Source organism: Cobetia sp. BMC6, assembly GCF_029991385.1.
In the GTDB taxonomy this organism is placed as follows: Bacteria; Pseudomonadota; Gammaproteobacteria; order Pseudomonadales; family Halomonadaceae; genus Cobetia.
Genome location: NZ_JAKUMF010000002.1, coordinates 666,290 through 687,137, shown reverse-complemented (window position 1 = coordinate 687,137; position 20,848 = coordinate 666,290). Strand labels below are relative to the sequence as shown.

Below are 20,848 nucleotides of genomic sequence, written 5' to 3'. Positions count from 1 at the left end.
CCTGACGCGGCTCTGGCACTCTCGCCGCATGACGACTCCTTCTGCTGGCGATGATCTCTTCGCCGCCCTCTCGACCTCTGATTCGACGCCCGCAACTGATGGGGCTGCGCGCCAGGCGGCGCATGGCTCGGTCCTGGCAGCTCGCCCGCGCGAGCTGCCCGAGGACTGGCTTACCCTCGCGCACGGCTGGTACCGCCACCCCCTGCATCCGCTGTATCTCAAGCCGCGCGCCCTGACGCCGCTGCAGGCCGATCAGGCCCTCGTCACGCTGGAGGGCGATCTCGACTGGCAGCGCCCCAGTCTGAGCGTGCATGGCAAGACGCACCCGATTCCACGCCGTCAGGTGTGGATGGGCGATGTCGGCGCCCGCTATCGCTACTCCGGCAGTCTGTTCGAACCCAACCCCTGGCACATGACCGCCTGGCAGCTGGGCGAGCTGTCGCGTCATGCCATCAATCACGAGCTGAGCCCGCAACGCGATGACCTGGGACGCAGCGAGCCCGTGATCCCGGAGCATTTCAACAGCCTGCTGGCCAATCGCTACGCCGATGGCGCCGACCGCATGGGCTGGCACAGCGACAACGAGCCGGAGCTGGGCACTCGCCCGATCGTGCTCGCCATCTCGCTGGGACGAGAGCGCCCCCTGCGCTTCAAGGGCCATCCGCGCAGCCCCTATGCCGACACGCCGGCGTTCAATCTGTGGTTGCCGCACGGCTCGCTGCTGGTGATGGGCCGTGGCTGTCAGGACCGCCTCCATCATGCGCTGCCGCCGCGCAAGCTCGAGGGGCTGCGCATCAGCCTGACCTATCGCCAGTTGCTGACGCCCTCGCGCTGAGGTCATCTTTCTTGTTGCTCTCTTCTCGTGGCCCTCTTACTTGCTCTCTCCCTGCTCTATCGCCCTCTCTCTTGTTTCTTCTCTCTGCTTCACTTTGCCACCCCACATTCATTCCGCCGACGGATAACGCGCGCGCAGGGTCTCCAGCATCGCCTGTACCGCCACCGACAGCTCATGGCGGCCGCGACGGATCACCCCGACCCGCTGCTGAATCTCGGGGCCTGTCAGCGGCAGGCACTGACAGCCCAGCGCACTCATCTGCGCCGCGCTCATCGCCGGCACCGCGCTGACGCCCAGGCCTTCCGCCACCATGCGCCCGCAGGTGACCAGCTGGTGAGTCTCGAAGGCGACATGCAGCGCCATGCCCGCATCCTCGAGGCGTTTCTCGAGCATGCGACGCACCCCCGAGGGCCGCTGCAGCGTGATGAAGTCTTCCTTGAGCAGCCGTGACCACTCGATGGAGGTCGGCGCCTCTGCCAGCAAGGCATGGCCGGGGGGAATGATCGCCACATAGCGGTCCTCGAACAGCAGCTCGAATACCAGGTCCTGCCGCACGCCGGGGTCGAAGCAGATCCCCAGCTCGACGCGACCATCGGTGACCCGCTCGACCACCTCTTCGGCGATGACGTCATTCACTTCGATGGTGATCTCCGGATATTGGCGGCGAAAATCGGCCAGTACCCCGGGCAGCAGATTGCCGGCAAAGGTCGGCATCGCGGCCAGGGCCACGCGGCCGCGCCCGAGACTGAAGCGCTGGCGCATCTCATCCTCGGCATGCTCCCAGTCCGACAGCAGACGCCTGGCCAGCGGGAAGAAGGCGCGCCCTTCCGGCGTCAGGCTGACCTGTCGGGTCGAGCGCTGAAACAGGCGCCCGCCCAGCGACTCCTCCAGATTCTTGACCGCCAACGACAGGGCCGGCTGCGAGAGATGTACCAGCGTGCCCGCCTCGGCGAAGGACAACGTGCGCGCCACGGCCACGAAGGCCTTCAGCTGTTTCAGAGTCATGTCGTGTCCTGTCCCGGGGTTGTTTCAAGAGATGTCACAAGAGATGTCACAAGAAGTGATGCGGCGCAGTTCGTCGTCTGTCGCTCGCAGGGCAGGCGCTCGCAGGTCAGGCGCTCGCAGGGCATCTAGGCCATTGGTCATAGATGACAGCCACGAAGCTCTCACATGACTGCCCGCACAGTTCAGGCCATTCCGCCCCGCTACCGCGTCAGCCCCGCCATCATGGGGTTTGGCGGACTTTTTCCTCGCGAGCAGGCTCGATAAACAGCAGATCAATTCTTATCAAAAACTGATCAATGGATAGAAAAAACAAACTTATTAAATATATACAGACTCAGGATTGTCGGCAATGATGAAGACATCCCGACAACAACAGCTTGGATACTCAAGGAGATTCGCATGGCAGGATTCAACAAGGTGGTGACCAGCTACGCGGAGGCCATGGCAGGCCTCGAAGATGGCATGACGGTAATCGCCGGTGGCTTCGGCCTGTGTGGTATCCCGGAGAACCTGATTGCAGAGATCAAGCGCCTCGGCGCCAAGGACCTCACCGTGGTATCCAACAACTGCGGCGTCGATGGCTTCGGGCTCGGCATCCTGCTGGAAGACCGTCAGATCAAGACCATGATCGCCTCCTACGTCGGCGAGAATGCGCTGTTCGAGAAGCAGCTGCTCGACGGCGATCTGGAAGTGATCCTCACCCCCCAGGGCACGCTGGCCGAGAAGATGCGTGCTGCCGGCGCCGGTATCCCCGCCTTCTTCACCGCCACCGGTTACGGCACACCGATCGGCGAAGGCAAGGAAGTGCGCGAGTTCGATGGCCGCCCCTACATTCTGGAAGAGTCCATCAAGGGCGACTTCGCCATCGTCAAGGCCTGGAAGGCGGACCGCTACGGCAACGTCGTCTACCGCCATACCGCGCGCAACTTCAATCCGCTGGCCGCCACCGCCGGCAAGATCACCGTGGTCGAAGTCGAAGAGCTGGTCGAGCCGGGGGAACTGGACCCCGCCGACATCCACACGCCCGGCATCTATGTGGATCGCGTCATCAAGGGCAACTTCGAGAAGCGCATCGAGAAACGCACCGTCCGCTCGCGTTGAGCCCAGGGCTCCGCCGGCATGAATCGCCGCCATCAGGGCGACAACCCTCACGGCGAACTTTCTCGACCGCCTTCACGACACGGCACAGTGCCTCATGGCTGATGGCACCCAAGACAAGGAAACAATCATGGCTTTGACACGCGAACAGATGGCCCAGCGAGTGGCTCAGGAAATCCAGGACGGCTCCTACGTCAATCTGGGGATCGGCATCCCGACACTGGTGGCCAACTATATCCCCGACGGTATCGAGGTGATGCTGCAGTCCGAAAATGGCCTGCTCGGCATGGGCCGCTACCCCTATGAAGACGAAGTCGACGCCGACATGATCAATGCCGGCAAGGAAACCGTGACCGCCATCGATGGCGCCGCCATCTTCGATTCGGCCGAATCCTTCGCCATGATCCGTGGCGGCCACGTCGATCTCACGGTGCTCGGCGCCTTCGAGGTGGATGTGAACGGCAACATCGCCAGCTGGATGATTCCGGGCAAGCTGGTCAAGGGCATGGGCGGCGCCATGGACCTGGTCGCCGGTGCCGAGAACATCATCTGCACCATGACCCACGCCTCCAAGCACGGCGAATCCAAGCTGCTCAGCCAGTGCGAACTGCCGCTGACCGGTGCCGGCTGCATCCGTCGCGTGCTGACGGACCTCGCCTTCCTCGAGATCAAGGATGGTGCCTTCCACCTGCTGGAGCGCGCGCCAGGCGTGAGCGTCGAGGAAATCAAGCGTCTGACCGCAGGCAAGCTGGTCGTCCCGGAACACGTGCCGGAAATGCAGCTGGATGCCTGAGGCACTTTCTGCCTCCGACCACTGGCCACCCTCGCGCCGCCTTTGGCCTTCGAGCCACTTTTGACTCACGAAACAATTGCGCTCGAGGGTGACGAATCACGGCCCCGGCATCCCACGGATTTTTGCCGACCCTTTTGAGGAAAATCTCTCATGATGTGATGGGCGCATCACATCCTCTCTCCGAGAGCCTTGATGGCTTCGACGCCATCCGCCGGCAGCGCTGCCATCGCTGCCGGCTTTTTTGTGTCTATCGCCCGTCGTACGGGGCTTTGCGCCATTCAAGCTCCTGCACAGGCAAAGCCGCACCATGGTCTTTTTCCTACAGGCGTCATCGCTCATACCAAGATAACGGGATAAAAAAACAAGCGAGCTCCCCGCCCTTGATGTGGCGAAATTCTCAGCACTATTGGCACGGATTTGCGGGCGAATTCTGCACACGATCATTAGGCAAAAGGATAAGTTTTTGATATTTCATTTGACCTTGCCGCCCGAGCAGCGCAGTATTGCTCTCGTTGGTTAGCAAGTCGAATATCGTCAGTCGTGATCGAAGCACTTCGGTACCTGGTGTATATCCTCCTTGTTTTACCCACGTTTATCGGGTAACTCCCGGCAATATCATCAGTAAGGAATTACGATCATGGCAACTGGCACAGTCAAGTGGTTCAACGACACCAAAGGTTTCGGCTTCATTTCTCCGGACGACAACGGTGACGACCTGTTCGCACACTTCTCCGAAATCCAGGCTGAAGGCTTCAAGTCTCTGCAAGACGGTCAGAAGGTTTCCTTCGACGTCACCCAGGGCAAGAAAGGCCTCCAGGCCGCCAACATCAAGATCGTTGACTGATCATGATCTGGCTGGAAGAGGCTAACCCCTCCTCCGACAGAAAAGCCCGCTTCGGCGGGCTTTTCTGCGTCTGGCGTTCGCGCACGGCGCGGGGCATCGCCCCCTCCCACATGCCCGTCTGCCAGACATGAAAAAGGGACTGCCTGGGCAGTCCCTTTTTCATGTCTGGTCAAAGTGCGTCCAGCAGCGGGTGATCGTCACGCCTCGTTGGCAATTCCGCTGACTGTGTCTCATCTGGCCACGGCGTGCTCAACCCCGATAGTAGCGCTGCTCGACGAACGGCATCTTCGTCACCGTCATCGGCAGGCGCTTGCCACGCACATCGGCAAACACTTCGGTCTCGAGTGCGCTGTGAGCGATGCTCACATAGCCCATCGCCACCGGCTTGCCATAGGTCGGCCCGAAGCTGCCGGAGGTCACCACACCGATACGATTGTCCTGGGCATCATAGAGCTCAGCCCCTTCGCGGATAGGCGCACGCCCGTGCGCGACCAGCCCTACCCGCTTGCGGGTGTGATCCTTGTTGGCGATCTGGGTCAGGATGACATCGGCCCCCGGGAAGCCGCCTTCACGCTCGCCACCCTGACGACGCACCTTGCCCAACGCCCAGGTCAGGCTGCCTTCCACCGGTGAGGTGGTGGTATCGAGATCGTGACCGTACAGGCACAGCCCCGCCTCGAGACGCAGTGAATCCCGCGCGCCAAGCCCGATGAACTCCACCTCTTCCATCGCCAGCAACAGCCGCGCGAAGCGCACTGCGTCGGCATCGGGCACGGAGATCTCGAAGCCATCCTCGCCGGTGTAGCCACTGCGACTGACCCAACACTCGATACCCTCGATGGTGACATGGGCATGATGCATGAAGGTCAGCTCGCAGGCCTCGGGCGACAGACGCTGCATCACCGCATGAGCCATCGGCCCCTGCAGTGCGAGCAGCGCCCGATCTTCCAGCACCTCAAGCTCGATATCCATCGGCAGTCCTACCCGCAGATGTGCGATGTCCTGATCCTTGCAGGCAGCGTTCACCACCACGTAGAGGTGTTCACCGCCATTGACGATCATCAGGTCGTCCAGGATACCGCCGGTGTCGGAGGTCAGCAGGCCATAGCGCTGCATGCCCACCGGCAGGTCGATGATATCCGTCGGCACCAATGCCTCCAGCGCCGCCTGCACATTCTCGCCCCGCAGGATCAACTGCCCCATGTGCGAGACATCGAACAGCCCTGCCTTGGCGCGCGTGTGTTCATGCTCCTTCTTGACGCCAAGCGGGTACTGCACGGGCATGGAATAGCCGGCGAACTCGACCATCCTGGCCCCCTGCTCGACATGCAGGTCATGAAGGGCGGTCTGCTTGAGACCCGTCACTGCGGCGGAATCGGACATCGTCATTCTCCTGGTTGGCTTGCGATGACTCTCAGAGATGGCACACGAACGGCACACGCTCTCTGGAGGCTTGTTGTCATGGACACTGCTCACAAGAGCACCGTCGACTTGAACAGGGCGCCCTGCGCCTGCACCGCCCAGATCAGGTGGCCCGGGCGATGCACAAGGCAGTCAGTGGCACGGTAGGGCCAGGCGAGTCATCAGCGTCGTTCAGCGATCTTCGCCAGCCAGCACTTCCTTGCCATCAAAATAATCACGCGTCAGCTTGAAGACCACCGGCGACAGCAGCGCCAGGCCGATCAGGTTCGGGATCGCCATCAACGCATTGAAGGTGTCCGCCATCAGCCAGATCAGGTCGAGCTTGGCCATCGCACCCAACGGAATCGCGATCACGAACACGATGCGATACAGCATGATGGCACGCGTACCGAACAGGTACTGGAAGCACTTCTCACCATAGAAGGACCAGCCAAGGATGGTGGTGAAGGCGAAGACCGCCAGCGCGATGGCCACCAGGTGGTTGCCCACACCCGGCAGCGCCTGATCGAAGGACATCGAGGTCAGGGCCGCGCCGGTCTCCCCGGAAGACCACAGGCCAGAGGTGATGATCGCCAGCGCCGTGATGGTGCAGATGATGATGGTGTCGATGAAGGTCCCCAGCATCGCGACCAGACCCTGGCGTACCGGGTTCTTGGTCTGCGCCGCCGCGTGGGCGATGGGCGCACTGCCCAGACCCGCTTCATTGGAGAAGATACCGCGCGCCACACCGAAGCGGATGGCGGCCATCACTGCTGCCCCGGCAAAGCCGCCGGTAGCCGCGACCGGATTGAAGGCATAGGTGAAGATGAGGCCGAAGGCATGACCGATCTGGTCGGCGTTGATCACCAGGATGATGATGCCGGCCAGGAAGTAGGCGATGGCCATGAACGGCACCAGCTTGCCGGCCACGCTGGAGATGCGCTTGATGCCACCGAGAATCACGGCGCCAGCCAGCACCATCATCACCACACCGGAGACCCAGTGCGGAATGGCGAAGGATGTTTCCAGCGCATCCGCGACCGAGTTGGACTGCACGGTGTTGCCGATACCGAAGGCCGCGAAGCAACCGAAGAAGGCGAAGGCACCGCCCAGCCAGCCCCACTTGGCACCCAGACCGTTGCGGATGTAGTACATCGGGCCACCGACATGGTTGCCGGTGTCATCAACTTCACGATAACGCACGGCACACACGGCCTCGGCGTACTTGGTCGCCATGCCGACCAGCGCGGTGATCCACATCCAGAAGATCGCCCCCGGGCCACCCAGCGCGATGGCGGTTGCCACGCCCGCGATGTTGCCGGTACCGATGGTCGCCGACAGCGACGTCATCAGGGCATTGAAAGGAGAAATCTCGCCGTCGCCATCCTTGCCCGGCGCACGACCATTCCACAACAGCTTGAAGCCGGTACCCAACTTGCGGATCGGCATGCCCTTTAGGCCTGCCTGAAGATAGAAGCCGACCCCGAGCAGCAGGATCAGCATCAATGGGCCCCAGACGACGCCATTGATGGCACTAAAGACGGAACTGATCATTTCCACGCAGATTTCCTCCGCTGAATTGTTGTTATCACACGATGCGCAGTGACTCGTGGCGGTGCCATCCCCAGGTGGGTGATCGACCCGCGACGAGCCTCCCACGGCATTTTCACCGTTGGGACAGCTCACATTAGCGGAAGCTATCTCACTTCACTAGCCTAACAGGGCTTTACGCTGGCAGGTGAGGCAATCATTGCGTAAAAAGTACGATGAGACTGCGCCAACTCGCATGTTTCATCGCCTCATCGTGTCTTCTGGCAGCAGATCCTTCGCCCGGTGATCTCGAGACTGTCGAAAAAGGTCTCACAACAAACCGAACCGAATGACGAGCTAGATGCAGAGCCGCATGCCCGGCGCGGTCACGCTCAGGGGAACCTCGTTCAGCGTCTCCAGCGCTCTCATCAGGTTCGCTTTGCTTGAACGCATCAGGCATTGACAGCCGAGTCTTCACGACACAACATGGAAACAAGTTTCCGATAAGAAACTGTCGGCACCATAACGCGAGTTTGAGCGCCTCGCAACAGTGACCCGGACATCCTCGCCCACTGGCGCGATCCATCTCCCGCACTGCTGCGAGGTACTCAACCTCTCACGAGGTGTCACGGCGCACTGGCAAGGCGCCGGGCGGCCCGGCCAACGATGCATAGCAATGGGCCAGGCAGGCCCATGATGGCGGGCTTCATGAGTGAACCACGCAAGACACTGGACGCCCGAGGAGTGACAGACCACGATAGAGGGACGGCCGTCAGCAGCACACGCCCAAAGTCGTAGCATCACGCGGCAGTCTGCCACTGCCACACGCTGGGACCTTGGGGCATAATGACGTACCGATTCCCTGAATCAGAAAATCTTTTCACATAGGAAAACACTCATGAGCAATATTCCCGCCACGCTGAAGTACACCGAGAGTCACGAGTGGGTTCAGGACAACGGCGATGGCACCGTGACCATCGGGATCACCGACCACGCCCAGGAGGCGCTTGGCGATGTCGTCTTCGTCGAACTGCCGGAAGTCGGCCGTGAGCTGGCACTGGAAGAAGAGTTCGGGGTCATCGAGTCCGTCAAGGCGGCCTCCGATCTGTACGCACCGCTGGCCGGTGAAGTCATCGCCGTCAACGAGAGCCTCGAAGACGCGCCGGAATCCGTCAACGAGAGCCCCTATGACGATGCCTGGATTCTGAAGATGAAGGTCGCTGACAGCGCCGAACTCGAAAAGCTGCTCGACGCTGATGCCTATTCTCAGCTGGTCGAAAGCGAAGCCTGATCGCCGTCAACCTCCTGTCCAGGCCGCAGTCACTCAGGGCAGGAGGTTTCAGCGAGTATCCGTGCTCGCATAAGTCACACTCGCGCACAGCCACCTTCGTGATTGCGCTACCCCGTTTCGATGGCACGACACCCCTGACACGACCGCCCTTGCAGGTCGCGCGGGGAGTGAAGCAACTGCAGCATGCTCGGCAGTGATGTCGATGCCCCCATGATTCCCGACGCCCTGCCCGCAGCCTCCTCGCTGGCACGGTGATGTTCCTCCCGCGGACTGCCCTCTGCAGTCCCCGTTGCAGCACAGGATTTCTTGCATGGCTCACGAGACGCTTACCCTGGCCCAGTTGGCCGGACACGACGATTTCATCTCCCGCCACAATGGGCCGACCGATGCCAATGTGACGCGCATGTTGGCGACGCTGGGCGAAGAGAGCATCGCCACGCTCATCGACCGCACGGTGCCCACCGCCATTCGTCTGGGCCGTGAGCTGGATCTCGAAGGGCCACGCACGGAATCCGAAGCACTGGACTACCTGAAGCGCCTCGCGCGTCAGAACAAGGTGTTCAAGACCTATATCGGCCAGGGTTACCACAACACCCACCTGCCGGCAGTCATCCAGCGCAACGTGCTGGAAAATCCGGGCTGGTACACCGCCTACACGCCGTATCAGCCGGAAATTGCCCAGGGCCGTCTCGAAGGACTGCTCAACTTCCAGCAGGCAGTGATGGACCTGACCGGCATGGAGCTGGCCAACGCCAGCCTGCTGGACGAAGCCACCGCCGCTGCAGAGGCCATGGCGCTGTGTCAGCGCGGCAACAAGAAGAGCAAGAGCAAGCGCTTCTTCATCGCCGATGATGTCCTGCCGCAGACCCTGGACGTCATGCGCACCCGCGCCGACTACTTCGGCTTCGAGCTGGTCATCGATGCCGCAGAGAACGTCGGCGAGCACGACATCTTCGGCGCCCTCTTCCAGTACCCGGGCAACACCGGCCAGGTGCGAGACCTCGCGCCGCTGCTGGACGCCGCGCGCGCCAATGGCGCGATGACCGTGGTGGCCGCCGACCTGCTGAGCCTGGTGCTGCTCAAGTCGCCGGGCAGCCTCGGTGCCGATATCGTCGTCGGTACCTCCCAGCGTTTCGGCGTGCCGATGGGCTTCGGCGGCCCGCACGCGGCCTTCTTCGCCACCACCGACAAGCTCAAGCGCTCCATCCCGGGCCGTATCATCGGCGTCTCCAAGGACTCACGCGGCAACCCGGCACTGCGCATGGCGATGCAGACTCGCGAGCAGCACATCCGCCGCGAGAAGGCGACTTCCAACATCTGTACCGCCCAGGCGCTGCTGGCCAACATCGCCGGCTTCTACGCCGTCTATCACGGTGCCGAGGGCCTCAAGCGCATCGCTACCCGCGTGCATCGCCTGACCAGCATTCTCGCCGAGGGCGTCAGCCGTTGCGGCATGGCACTGGCCCACGACAGCTGGTTTGACGCCATCACCGTGACCGGCGTGGATGAGGGCAAGATCCACGGTCGCGAACTGACCCACGAGATCAACCTGCGCCACCATGGCGACGGCCGCATCACCATCAACCTCGACGAGACCACCACCGCCGCTGACGTCGGCGTGCTGTTCGACGTGCTGCTCGGCGAAGAGCACGGCCTGTCCGTCGCCGCGCTGGACCAGGACCTGCTGGCCAAGGGCGCAAGCGCGATTCCGGCGGCCTGCCAGCGTGACAGCGACTTCCTGACTCACCCGACCTTCAGCCGCTACCACTCGGAAACCGAGATGCTGCGCTATCTGAAGCGTCTGGAGAACAAGGACCTGTCGCTGACCCACGCGATGATCCCGCTGGGCAGCTGCACCATGAAGCTGAACGCCACCACCGAGATGATCCCGGTCACCTGGCCCGAATTCGCCAACGTCCACCCCTTCGCACCGTCGGATCAGGTGGTCGGTTACAAGCAGATGATCGATGAGCTGGCGGCCTTCCTGGTCGAGATCACCGGCTACGACGCCATTTCCATGCAGCCGAATTCCGGCGCGCAGGGGGAATACGCTGGGCTGGTCGCGATCCGTCGCTACCAGGCCTCCATCGGCGAAGGCGCACGCGATATCTGCCTGATCCCAAGCTCCGCTCACGGCACCAACCCGGCTTCGGCCGCAATGGCCGCGATGAAGGTGGTGGTGGTCGAGTGTGACGCCAACGGCAACATCGACATCAAAGACCTGCGTGCCAAGGCCGAGCAGCACAGCGACAAGCTGTCCGCGATCATGATCACCTACCCGTCCACCCACGGCGTGTTCGAGGAAACCGTGCGCGAAGCCTGTCAGGTCGTTCACGACCACGGCGGCCAGGTCTACATCGACGGTGCCAACATGAACGCCCAGGTCGGCATCTGCCGCCCGGGGGACTTCGGCGGCGATGTCTCGCACCTCAACCTGCACAAGACCTTCTGCATTCCCCACGGTGGCGGTGGCCCGGGCATGGGCCCGATCGGCATCAAGGCCCACCTGGCGCCGTTCGTCTCCAACCACGTGGTCACCCCGCTGGAAGGCGTGAAACCGGAGTGCACCGCCGTCTCGGCCGCCGCCTTCGGTTCCGCGGCGATCCTGCCGATCTCATGGGCCTACATCAAGATGATGGGCGCGCAGGGGCTGCGTGAAGCCACCGAGCTTGCGATCCTCAACGCCAACTACATCGCCACGCGTCTCGATGGGCACTATCCGGTGCTCTACCGCGGCAAGAACGGCACCGTGGCGCATGAGTGCATCATCGATATCCGCCCGCTGAAGGCCGCTTCCGGCATCAGCGAGGAGGACATCGCCAAGCGTCTGATCGACTACGGCTTCCACGCGCCGACCATGTCGTTCCCGGTGGCGGGCACCCTGATGGTCGAGCCCACCGAGTCCGAGTCGCTCTACGAGATCGACCGTTTCTGTGAGGCGCTGATCGCGATCCGCGCCGAGATCGCCCGTGTCGAGCAAGGCGAGTGGACACTGGAAGACAACCCGCTGGTGCACGCGCCGCACACCCAGGCCGACCTGATGGACGCCGAGTGGACGCGCAGCTACTCCCGCGAGATCGGCGCCTTCCCCAGCGAGCACGTCAAGGCCGCCAAGCAGTGGCCGGCGGTCAACCGGGTCGACAACGTGCACGGCGATCGTCAGTTGATCTGCTCCTGCCCGAGCATCGATCTCTACCGTGATTGAGAGCGGCGATTGAGGGCCGTGACTGAGAGCGGTAATGGAAGGCCGTAACGGCAAGCCAGCCATGAGGCAGTGATGAAACGCTGTCGCTGATCGCTCTGGCACAAGAACGCCCCTGCCGGGAAACCGGCAGGGGCGTTGTCGTTGCTGCTGTCTTTCACGAGACTGCTCGAAGGCGCAGTGTCGCGCCAGTCGCGTTTACTCCTTCCAGCTCTTGAGCAGCTCGTCGTAGGCGATGGTCTCGCCCTTGGGCTTCTCGTTGTCCAGCTTGGCCTTCGGCGCACCCGGCTGGGCGAACCAGTACTCCGCATCACGCTCCTCGTTGAGCTTCGGACCACAGTTGTCCATCACCTTGGCGCGCTCGAGACGCTCGAGAATGCGGTCCTGTGCCTTGGCCAGGCCATCGAGGGCTTCCTGTGGCGTGGCTTCGCCACTGGCGGCCTGGGAGATGTACTGCCACCACAGCTGAGCAAGCTTGGGATAGTCCGGCACGTTGGTCCCGGTCGGCGACCACTGCACTCGCGCCGGGCTGCGATAGAACTCGACCAGACCGCCCAGCTTCGGCGCGGCATCGGTCATCGCCTGGGACTGGATATCCGACTCGCGGATCGGCGTCAGCCCTTCCAGGGTCTTCTTGAGCGAGACGGTCTTGGCAGTGACGAACTGCGCGTACAGCCAGGCCGCGTGACGATTCTTCTCCGGCGTGGAATCGAAGAAGGTCCAGGCGCCCACGTCCTGATAGCCAAGCTTCATGCCCTCTTCCCAGTACGGGCCATGCGGCGACGGCGCCATGCGCCACTTCGGGGTGCCATCGTCGTTGACCACCGGCAGGCCATCCCGCGTCATGTCGGCGGTAAAGGCGGTGTACCAGAAGATCTGCTGGGCGATGTTGCCCTGGGACGGCACCGGACCGGACTCGGAGAAGGTCATGCCCTGGGCTTCCGGCGGTGCGTACTTGCCCAGCCAGTCGACATACTTGGTGGTGGCATAGACGGCCGCCGGGCCGTTGGCCGCGCCGCCACGTGTCACCGAGGAGCCCACCGGCTGACATTCCTCGACACGAATGCCCCACTCGTCCACCGGCAGGCCATTGGGCAGGCCCTTGTCGCCGGCACCCGCCATGGAGAACCAGGCATCGGTGAAGCGCCAGCCGAGTGACGGGTCCTTCTTGCCGTAATCCATGTGGCCGTAGACGCGCTCACCGTCGATTTCCTTGACGTCATTGGTGAAGAAATCGGCGATGTCCTCATAGGCCGACCAGTTGACCGGCACCCCCAGCTCGTAGCCGTACTTGTCCTTGAACTGCTTCTTCAGGTCTTCGCGCTCGAACCAGTCGGCACGGAACCAGTAAAGGTTGGCGAACTGCTGGTCCGGCAGCTGATAGAGCTTGTCATCCGGGCCGGTGGTGAAATCCAGCCCGATGAAGTCGTCCAGATCCAGCGTCGGCGAGGTGAAGGCCTTGCCGTCGCCTTCCATCATGTCGCTGATCGGCACGACCTTGCCATAGCGGAAGTGCGTGCCGATCAAGTCGGAATCATTGACGTAGCCATCGTAGATATTACGCCCGGATTGCATCTGGGTCTGCAGTTTCTCGATGACGTCGCCTTCCTGAATCAAGTCGTGGGTCAGCTTGATGCCGGTGATCTCGCTGAAGGCCTTGGCCAGCACCTTTGACTCATATTCATGGGTGGTCAGGGTTTCCGAGGCCACCTTGATTTCCATGCCGCGCAGCGGTTCAGCGGCCTTGATGAACCACTCGAGTTCGGACATCTGCTCGTCCTTGCTCAGCGTGGAGGGTGAGAACTCCTGATCGATCCACTTCCTTGCCGCATCCTGATACTGATCGGCCGTGGCCTGGCTGGAGAGGCCGGCGAGCCCCGCCGCCGTGGCGAAGGCGATGGCGTAACGCAGGCGTGCGGGTCGAATGATGTGCTGACTCATGGGATGTCCCTTCATTGGCGTTATTGTTGTGTCGCGTCTTCCAACAACCACTTCCGTCAATCACGTGTCGCGCGGCGCGATTCGCCGCCTTGCTTGCTCTCGGTGCTGCTCGTCCTCCTGCCGTTCCAATCTGCTGTCGTTGGCTGCTGCTCTGTTGTCCTCGTTGCACTGCGGCCCTGCTGCTCGATGGGCCGAGCGGCTGGCTATCACTCTTGCGTCTCATGCAACAGCTCGCGTTGGGCGCGGTAGAGCGAGGCAGGCTTCACGGCCTCGCCCGGTGACTCGACGCGTGCCTGCAAGGCATCCATCGGCGGCAAGGGGTCATACTCGGTCACGCCCTTGGCATTCATCACCCGGGCATAGTCATGACGATTGGCGATGCCCAGCGCATGCCCGGTCGCCCCGACGACCGTCGGCATGATCACCTTGCCGAAATGAGAATCGGCGCGCATGAAGGGCCAGGCAGCATGTGGCTTGCCGGTATTGACCGGATTCCACAGCACCAGCCCGCGCAGATGATTGGGCTGATGGCCGACACTGGCGCCCCAACGGTCGCGCACATGACCACCGCGCTTTTGATCGAACACGTTGTCGCGCGATTGCTGACCATGCAGTTCGATACCACTGTCACCGGCGTGCTCCAGTTCAAGGTAGACGTTATGGGTCGCGTAGCGGGCCACTCCCGGTGCATGCCAGGCATGACTTTGGTCGACTACCTGGCGAGCCAGTACCTGATTGCTGTCACTGATCGTCATCGCGATATGCCCGGGCTTGCCGGTCATCGTCACGTCTTCGAGTGTCAGCTGTGAGCTGTGGCGCACCTTCACCCCCTGATTGAAACTGTCGAGCCGTACGTCACGCACCCAGCCATCCGTGATGCCATCCAGGTCCAGAAGGCCGAAGCCGCTGTCATCCTCGGCGCTGCGGTGATGCTTGAAGTGCCCACGCCAGTTGCCCTTGAGCGTGATGCCCTGCACCCCGACTTCCCGCGCCGGGTGCAGACGAGCGATGCGCCACTGCTCACCGGGAAAGCGCTCATGCACCACCGGCAGCGAGAGCGTGAGGCGGTGGCCGTCACGTGCCACCACGCGGTAGCGCGCCCGCTTGAACACTCCATCACGCTCGATCAACCAGCGTGACTCGCCGGTGCTGGCGTCCTTTTCCATCTGATAGGGCGCCAGGGCACGGGCCACTGCCTCAGGCCGCTTGTCGATGCTCTCAAGCAGCACCTCATCGCCTGGCGCGAGCGCTGCGTCATCTGATTCATCCGTCTCATCCGCCAGCGTGATCGTGTCCTGCGTATCCGCCGGCTGCCGGTGACTCGTCGGCGTGACGGCTTGCCATGCTTCCTGCTTGCCACCCTCGGCCAGATTGCCCAGATGGAGCAGCCAGGGAGTGCTCCAGTACCAGCTGGCGTGCAACGGCAGCATCGGCCGGGTCTGCCTGAGGTGCGTGACATCACTGCCCGCGCCCATCAAGGTCCAGTGACTGCCTGCCAGACTCAAACCCTGCATCTTGAGCAGTGCCTCGCGCAGCGCCTGCTGGCGTTCTGAGTCCGCCACCGCGGCTTTCAGTGCCACCAGGCGGGCGTAAAACCAGTCGCGTTCGGCCGCCCCATACACCACGTACTCCCCCGCCGGGAAATACAGCACGCCGCGGCGCGCGGGGCGGTCGGCGTCATCACTGCCCTGGCGCTGCCAGTCACGCATGGCGGCATGCGCCTTGAGAATGGCGCGGCGATCACTCAGGGTGTCACTGCCATCCGCGCCGTAGGCCGTGACATCGAATCGGCGCAGCGCGCCTTTTTCGCTCTCGTCTGGCGTGACCTTTTCTGCCTCGCCCTTTCCTGGCGCTTCACCAGCATCATGTGGCTCAAGCGCAAGTGCCGGCAGTGCCTCGCCCTGATGGTAGCCGGCGCGGGAAACATCAGGCAGTGGCAGTGGCTTGCGCGCCTCGGCTGGGCGGGTCTGATTGGCCTGCCACTGGAGCTGATACTGCTGCCACAATGTTGATTGCCCTGCATCTTCCGTTTCGCCATTCCCGACCTGCTGATCAGGCGTCGTGGCGTCCAAGGTGGCGAGCGGTGTACCGGCCCACCAACCGAGGACGACAACGCAGGCAATGCTCAGCCCTGTCACGCCCGTCCAGAGTCGACGGCGGTTCTTGCGGCCCGGCGAGGGAGAATCGCCATTCAAGGCCCCTTTTGAGGCACTATCTGCAGACGAGCGATGCGGTGAGCGAGATGACGACATGCAACGAGATTCCAGAGCGGCGAATGTCACTGGCGGATGCCAGTCAGAACCGCTTGGGACTCCCCTCAGGCTGTCCAGTTCCGTGTTGCCACCGGGCGACGCTGCCTGTCGTCAGCGCTCTCCTCTCCACATCTCCCCGCATGTCATCCCCACTTCATCAACACCAGCATCCAGACGACACACACGATGCTGATGATCCACAACACCTGGTCGGTAAAGCCCAACCACAGCAGATGCAGCCAGCCACTGGAGAGCAGGCCGATGAACAGTCTGTCGCCCCGCGTGGTCGCGATGGGCAGAAAGCCCTGACGACTCAACGTCGGGGTCACGAGCTGCCAGGCGGTCATGCCCAGCAGCAGGATGCCGATACCGGCAAAGAAGAGTGACGTGGGCAGTGTCCAGGCCATCCATTCCATCATCATGTCCTCTTGTGAGCCGCCAGCAGAGACTTGCTGACGGCAATGACAGCGGCGCTCGACCTGGTGCCGATCATACCCGGCCCAGGGCGAAGCCCTTGGCGACATGGTTGCGCACGAAGTAGATCACCAGTATGCCGGGAATCAGCGTCAGGGCACCGGCGGCGGCCAGCACGCCCCAGTCGATGCCCGAGGCCGAGACCGTTCGCGTCATTACCGCCGCTATCGGTTTCGCCTCCGTCGAGGTCAGGGTTCGCGCCAGCAACAGCTCCACCCACGAGAACATGAAGCAGAAGAAGGCGGTCACCCCGATTCCCGGGCGAATCATCGGAATGAACAACGTCAGGAAGAAGCGCGGGAAGCTGTAGCCGTCGATATAGGCCGTCTCGTCGATCTCCTTGGGCACGCCGGACATGAAGCCCTCCAGAATCCAGACCGCCAGCGGCACGTTGAACAGACAGTGCGCGAGCGCCACCGCCAGCGGGGTATCGAACAGTCCCACCGAGGAATAGAGCTGAAAGAACGGCAGCAGGAAGACCGCCGGCGGCGCCATGCGATTGGTCAAGAGCCAGAAGAACAGATGCTTGTCGCCCAGGAAGCGATAGCGCGAGAAGGCATAGGCCGCCGGCAGCGCCACCGCCAGCGAGATGAGCATGTTGAGCACCACGTAGCTCATCGAGTTGAGATAGCCCATGTACCAGCTGGGGTCAGTGAAGATCACTCGATAGTTGTCGAAGGTGAAGTTCTCGGGCCACAGGGTCAGGCCGCCGAGAATCTCCTGATTCGACTTGAAGGACATGATCAGCAGCCAGTAGATCGGCACCAGCAGAAACAGCAGATAGATCGTCATTACCAGACGCTTGCGTGTGGTCATCACTCGTCTCCTCAGGCGTCGTCACTGTCCTGATGGGTCATGGCGGTATAGAACAGCCATGAGACCAGCAGGATGATGAGGAAGTAGATCAGCGAGAAGGCAGCGGCACGTCCGAGATCGAACTGGCCGATCGCCATCTGGGTCAAGGTCTGGGACAGGAAGGTGGTGGTGGTACCCGGCCCGCCACCAGTGAGCACGAAGGGCTCGGTATAGATCATGAAGCTGTCCATGAAGCGCAACATGATGCCGATCAACAGCACGCTCTTGAGCTTGGGCAGCTGGATGTAGCGGAACACGGCCCAGGGCGAGGCACGGTCGATGCGCGCGGCCTGGTAATAGACATCGGGAATGGCACGCAGCCCCGAATAGCACAGCAGCGCCACCAGCGACGTCCAGTGCCAGACATCCATCACCAGCACCGTCACCCAGGCGTCGGCCGGATTGGAGGCGTAGTTGTAGTCGATGCCCAGCTGGCCCAGCGCCCAGCCATAGAGGCCGATGTCCTCACGACCGATGATCTGCCAGATGGTGCCGACCACATTCCAGGGAATCAGCAGCGGCAAGGCCAGCAAAATCATGCACAGCGAGACCATGAAGCCCTTGCGCGGCATCGAGAGCGCCACGGCGATCCCCAGCGGAATCTCGATGGCCAGCACCGCGAAGGAATAGACGAACTGACGGATCAGCGAGTCGTGCAGGCGCTCGTCACGCAGGATCTCGCGATACCATTCGGTGCCGACGAAGAAACGCGTGGAGGGATCGAAGATGTCCTGCACCGAGTAGTTGACCACCGTCATCATCGGGATGATGGCCGAGAACGCCACCACGATGACCACTGGCAGCACCAGCCACCAGGCGCGATTGTTGTGTGTGCGTTGCATCAGGCGTTTCCTCCCGGCTGCTCTCCACTTTCCCCTCTGACAGAGCCGCCACTCTCCCCCCTGGCAAAGCTTTCTGCCTCACCACTGTCGGACGCACCGGCCTGTGACAGATCCAGCAGATGCTCATCGAGATAGAAGCGCTGCCAGCGGGCCGGCAGGCGCAGACGCACGCGGCCTTCCGGCAGCGGCGCATCTTCCTCGATACGCGCCTTGAACAGGCAGCCGCCGCCGATGTCGAGGTCCACCACCTTGTAGGTCCCCAGGTCCTGCACCAGCGTGACCTGACCACTCAGCCAATGCTCGCGGGTGTCGGGAACCACCGCCGCCGATGAGCTGTCGCTGGCCTCGAGCTCGACGAACTCCGGCCGGATGCCCAGCTTCAGCTCGCCCTTGCGCTCCGCCAGTGTCGCCAGCAGCGCTTGTGGAAGATGCAGCAGGGGTGCGCCCTCCCCCGTGCCGAGCCGCACGCCCTGCGATTCCAGCGTGATACTCGCCAGGTTCATGCCCGGCGAGCCGATGAAGTAGCCCACGAAGGTGTGAGCGGGGTCCTCGAACAGCTCGCGCGGGGTGCCGAACTGCACGATGCGGCCTTCATACATCACCGCGATCTTGTCGGCGAAGGTCGAGGCCTCCAGCTGATCATGGGTGACGTAGACCATGGTGATGTTGAACTGCTCATGGATCTGCTTGAGCTTGCGGCGCAGCTTCCACTTGAGGTGGGGGTCGATGACCGTCAGTGGTTCATCGAACAGGATGGCGGCCACGTCATCGCGCACCAGGCCACGGCCCATCGAGACCTTCTGCTTCTCATCGGCCGTCAGGTTGCTGGCACGTCGCGTGAGCAGGTCTTCCAGCTCCAGCACCTGAGCGATCTCACGCACCCGGGACTGCACCTTGTGCTCCGGCTGGCGCTGATTGCGCAGCGGGAAGGCCAGATTGTCGAAGACCGTCATGGTGTCGTAGACCACCGGGAACTGGAACACCTGGGCGATGTTGCGCTCTTCCGGCGGCAGCCGATTGACCACTCGATCATCGAAGCGCACCTCGCCCTCGGAGGGGGCCAGCAGCCCGGAGATGATGTTGAGCAGCGTGCTCTTGCCACAACCCGACGGGCCGAGCAGTGCATAGGCGCCGCCCTGCTGCCAGACATGATTCATGCGCCGGATGGCGTAATCACTGTCCGCGGAGGGCGCCGCCAGGTAGCTGTGCGCCAGATCATTGAGGTGTATTTCCGCCATCAGGCCAGCCCTCCGCCAGTCGTGGTGGGTCGCTCGGGCGAACGGATCAGTGCCCCATCGCCACGCTGTCCCGCACCGTCACCGCCATCGGCGGCGTAGACGAACAGCTTGTGGGCGGGGGCATAGACGCGGATGGCGTCATCCACGGCGAAGTCGTGAATGCCGGCCAGATGCAGGACCAGCGAGTGGTCGGCATTGCTGACATGCAGGAAGGTCTCGGAGCCGGAGATCTCGGCGATATCCACCGTGACAGCGAACTCCAGATCATCATCGGCCAGCGGCGCCAGCCCCAGGTGGCTGGGGCGGATACCGAAGCGATAGGCCCCGCTCTCGATCCCCGCCAGTGGCGCGGGTAGCACGAAACGGCTGCCCTGCTCGCCGGCACTGGCCGCGCCGGAGAACGCCAGCTCACGCCCGCGCACCTCGGCCTCGAACAGATTGATCTGCGGCTCGGAGTAGAGCTTCGCCGCCTCGACACTCAGCGGATGATGGTAGACAGCCTCGGTAGGGCCGGACTGCAGCACTCGCCCTTCATGCATCAGCGTGGTGGTGCCGCCGAGCGCCAGCGCCTCGCCGGGCTCGGTGGTGGCGTAGACGGCGATGGTGTTGCGGGTCGCGAACAGGCTGCGCATCTCGTGGCGCAATTCTTCGCGCAGCTTGTAGTCGAGATTGACCAGCGGTTCATCGAACAGCACCAGGTCGGCGTCCTTGACCAGCGCCCGCGCCATGGCCGTGCGCTGCTGCTGGCCACCGGACAGCTCCGCCGGCTGACGCGCAAGGAACTGCTCGATATGCAGCATCTCGGCAATCTCGTGTACGCGGCGGCGGATTTCCTCAGGCGCCATGCGCGCCAGCTTCAAAGGCGAGGCGATATTGTCGTAGACGCTCAGGCTCGGGTAGTTGATGAACTGCTGATAGACCATCGAGATGTTGCGCTCGCGCACCGGACGGCCGGTCACGTCCTCGCCGTTCATCACGATGCGTCCGTCACTGGGCACATCGAGACCCGCCATCAGGCGCATCAGCGACGTCTTTCCGGACAGGGTGCGTCCCAGCAGCACATTGAAGGAGCCGGGCTCGAAGGTCAGATCCACCCTGTCGATATGGGTCTCGCGGCCAACCCGGCGGGTGACCGCCTCAAGGCTCAAGGACATGGCGCTGTCTCGTCTGGTGAAAGTCATCGGGGCAAGGACACGGCCAACCACTGCCGAGTGTTCACGCCCACCTGGTGACCCTCCTCAAGCGAA

General features: G+C 62.7%; 16 protein-coding genes. 6 read left to right on the top strand and 10 right to left on the bottom strand.

The window, feature by feature from the left end; translation table 11 throughout:
* Positions 1-28: 28 nt before the first annotated feature.
* Complete coding sequence (locus tag MKZ40_RS07160) at positions 29-835, top strand: alpha-ketoglutarate-dependent dioxygenase AlkB (RefSeq protein ID WP_175089834.1); 807 nt, start codon at positions 29-31, stop codon at positions 833-835.
* Between the two features lie 108 nt (positions 836-943).
* On the opposite strand, the gene MKZ40_RS07155 is transcribed toward MKZ40_RS07160, so the two are convergent.
* The gene (locus tag MKZ40_RS07155) at positions 944-1,840 is read right to left on the bottom strand and encodes a LysR family transcriptional regulator (protein ID WP_107335169.1); all 897 of its coding nucleotides are present in this window, start codon (positions 1,838-1,840) and stop codon (positions 944-946) included.
* A gap of 399 nt (positions 1,841-2,239) precedes the next feature.
* Between MKZ40_RS07155 and MKZ40_RS07150 the strand changes: the two genes are divergently transcribed.
* The 3 genes from MKZ40_RS07150 (at position 2,240) to MKZ40_RS07140 (ending at position 4,575) form a co-directional block, all read left to right on the top strand.
* A complete protein-coding gene (locus MKZ40_RS07150) occupies positions 2,240-2,941 on the top strand; it encodes a CoA transferase subunit A (RefSeq protein WP_043334485.1) in 702 nt (233 codons plus the stop codon).
* Positions 2,942-3,068: 127 nt separating this feature from the next.
* Positions 3,069-3,731 (top strand): 3-oxoacid CoA-transferase subunit B, encoded by a 663-nt coding sequence (locus MKZ40_RS07145; RefSeq protein WP_175089833.1) that lies wholly within the window; start codon positions 3,069-3,071, stop codon positions 3,729-3,731.
* 637 nt (positions 3,732-4,368) lie between these two features.
* Positions 4,369-4,575, top strand: coding sequence for a cold-shock protein (locus MKZ40_RS07140; RefSeq protein WP_175089832.1), 207 nt, complete (start codon positions 4,369-4,371; stop codon positions 4,573-4,575).
* A gap of 249 nt (positions 4,576-4,824) precedes the next feature.
* Here the strand turns inward: MKZ40_RS07140 and gcvT are convergent, their stop codons facing one another.
* Together gcvT and MKZ40_RS07130 are read right to left on the bottom strand one after the other, a co-directional pair.
* Complete coding sequence (gcvT, locus tag MKZ40_RS07135) at positions 4,825-5,940, bottom strand: glycine cleavage system aminomethyltransferase GcvT (RefSeq protein WP_282627824.1); 1,116 nt, start codon at positions 5,938-5,940, stop codon at positions 4,825-4,827.
* A 228-nt stretch (positions 5,941-6,168) separates the two neighbouring features.
* A complete protein-coding gene (locus MKZ40_RS07130) occupies positions 6,169-7,536 on the bottom strand; it encodes a sodium:alanine symporter family protein (RefSeq protein WP_175089830.1) in 1,368 nt (455 codons plus the stop codon).
* A gap of 868 nt (positions 7,537-8,404) precedes the next feature.
* Between MKZ40_RS07130 and gcvH the strand changes: the two genes are divergently transcribed.
* Together gcvH and gcvP are read left to right on the top strand one after the other, a co-directional pair.
* The gene (gene gcvH, locus MKZ40_RS07125; protein ID WP_175089829.1) at positions 8,405-8,797 is read left to right on the top strand and encodes a glycine cleavage system protein GcvH; all 393 of its coding nucleotides are present in this window, start codon (positions 8,405-8,407) and stop codon (positions 8,795-8,797) included.
* A gap of 310 nt (positions 8,798-9,107) precedes the next feature.
* Complete coding sequence (gcvP, locus tag MKZ40_RS07120) at positions 9,108-12,002, top strand: aminomethyl-transferring glycine dehydrogenase (RefSeq protein ID WP_175089828.1); 2,895 nt, start codon at positions 9,108-9,110, stop codon at positions 12,000-12,002.
* Positions 12,003-12,197: 195 nt separating this feature from the next.
* Here gcvP and MKZ40_RS07115 read toward each other — a convergent pair whose 3' ends face one another.
* The 7 genes from MKZ40_RS07115 to MKZ40_RS07085 form a co-directional block, all read right to left on the bottom strand.
* Complete coding sequence (locus MKZ40_RS07115) at positions 12,198-13,940, bottom strand: ABC transporter substrate-binding protein (protein WP_175089827.1); 1,743 nt, start codon at positions 13,938-13,940, stop codon at positions 12,198-12,200.
* A 206-nt stretch (positions 13,941-14,146) separates the two neighbouring features.
* The gene (locus MKZ40_RS07110; RefSeq protein WP_175089826.1) at positions 14,147-16,192 is read right to left on the bottom strand and encodes a DUF4955 domain-containing protein; all 2,046 of its coding nucleotides are present in this window, start codon (positions 16,190-16,192) and stop codon (positions 14,147-14,149) included.
* Between the two features lie 143 nt (positions 16,193-16,335).
* The gene (locus tag MKZ40_RS07105; protein WP_175089903.1) at positions 16,336-16,608 is read right to left on the bottom strand and encodes a DUF2160 domain-containing protein; all 273 of its coding nucleotides are present in this window, start codon (positions 16,606-16,608) and stop codon (positions 16,336-16,338) included.
* Positions 16,609-16,681: 73 nt separating this feature from the next.
* Positions 16,682-17,482: a carbohydrate ABC transporter permease gene (locus MKZ40_RS07100; protein ID WP_043334505.1), complete on the bottom strand. Its 801-nt coding sequence runs from the start codon at positions 17,480-17,482 to the stop codon at positions 16,682-16,684.
* Between the two features lie 11 nt (positions 17,483-17,493).
* On the bottom strand, positions 17,494-18,363 hold the full coding sequence (locus MKZ40_RS07095) for a sugar ABC transporter permease (protein ID WP_043334509.1): 870 nt from the start codon (positions 18,361-18,363) through the stop codon (positions 17,494-17,496).
* The gene (locus tag MKZ40_RS07090; protein ID WP_175089825.1) at positions 18,363-19,601 is read right to left on the bottom strand and encodes an ABC transporter ATP-binding protein; all 1,239 of its coding nucleotides are present in this window, start codon (positions 19,599-19,601) and stop codon (positions 18,363-18,365) included. The genes MKZ40_RS07095 and MKZ40_RS07090 overlap by 1 nt, the downstream gene beginning before the upstream one ends.
* The gene (locus MKZ40_RS07085) at positions 19,601-20,755 is read right to left on the bottom strand and encodes an ABC transporter ATP-binding protein (protein WP_175089824.1); all 1,155 of its coding nucleotides are present in this window, start codon (positions 20,753-20,755) and stop codon (positions 19,601-19,603) included. The genes MKZ40_RS07090 and MKZ40_RS07085 overlap by 1 nt, the downstream gene beginning before the upstream one ends.
* Between the last annotated feature and the right edge of the window lie 93 nt (positions 20,756-20,848).

Excerpts from the sequence above, each read along its gene's own strand:
- MKZ40_RS07110 (WP_175089826.1), bottom strand. The coding sequence starts at position 16,192 with ATGTCGTCATCTCGCTCACCGCATCGCTCGTCTGCAGATAGTGCCTCA.
- MKZ40_RS07145 (WP_175089833.1), top strand. The coding sequence starts at position 3,069 with ATGGCTTTGACACGCGAACAGATGGCCCAGCGAGTGGCTCAGGAAATC.
- MKZ40_RS07095 (WP_043334509.1), bottom strand. The coding sequence starts at position 18,363 with ATGCAACGCACACACAACAATCGCGCCTGGTGGCTGGTGCTGCCAGTG.
- MKZ40_RS07160 (WP_175089834.1), top strand. The coding sequence starts at position 29 with ATGACGACTCCTTCTGCTGGCGATGATCTCTTCGCCGCCCTCTCGACC.
- MKZ40_RS07140 (WP_175089832.1), top strand. The coding sequence starts at position 4,369 with ATGGCAACTGGCACAGTCAAGTGGTTCAACGACACCAAAGGTTTCGGC.
- MKZ40_RS07105 (WP_175089903.1), bottom strand. The coding sequence starts at position 16,608 with ATGGAATGGATGGCCTGGACACTGCCCACGTCACTCTTCTTTGCCGGT.
- MKZ40_RS07085 (WP_175089824.1), bottom strand. The coding sequence starts at position 20,755 with ATGTCCTTGAGCCTTGAGGCGGTCACCCGCCGGGTTGGCCGCGAGACC.
- MKZ40_RS07090 (WP_175089825.1), bottom strand. The coding sequence starts at position 19,601 with ATGGCGGAAATACACCTCAATGATCTGGCGCACAGCTACCTGGCGGCG.
- gcvH (WP_175089829.1), top strand. The coding sequence starts at position 8,405 with ATGAGCAATATTCCCGCCACGCTGAAGTACACCGAGAGTCACGAGTGG.
- MKZ40_RS07100 (WP_043334505.1), bottom strand. The coding sequence starts at position 17,482 with ATGACCACACGCAAGCGTCTGGTAATGACGATCTATCTGCTGTTTCTG.
- MKZ40_RS07155 (WP_107335169.1), bottom strand. The coding sequence starts at position 1,840 with ATGACTCTGAAACAGCTGAAGGCCTTCGTGGCCGTGGCGCGCACGTTG.
- MKZ40_RS07150 (WP_043334485.1), top strand. The coding sequence starts at position 2,240 with ATGGCAGGATTCAACAAGGTGGTGACCAGCTACGCGGAGGCCATGGCA.
- gcvP (WP_175089828.1), top strand. The coding sequence starts at position 9,108 with ATGGCTCACGAGACGCTTACCCTGGCCCAGTTGGCCGGACACGACGAT.
- MKZ40_RS07115 (WP_175089827.1), bottom strand. The coding sequence starts at position 13,940 with ATGAGTCAGCACATCATTCGACCCGCACGCCTGCGTTACGCCATCGCC.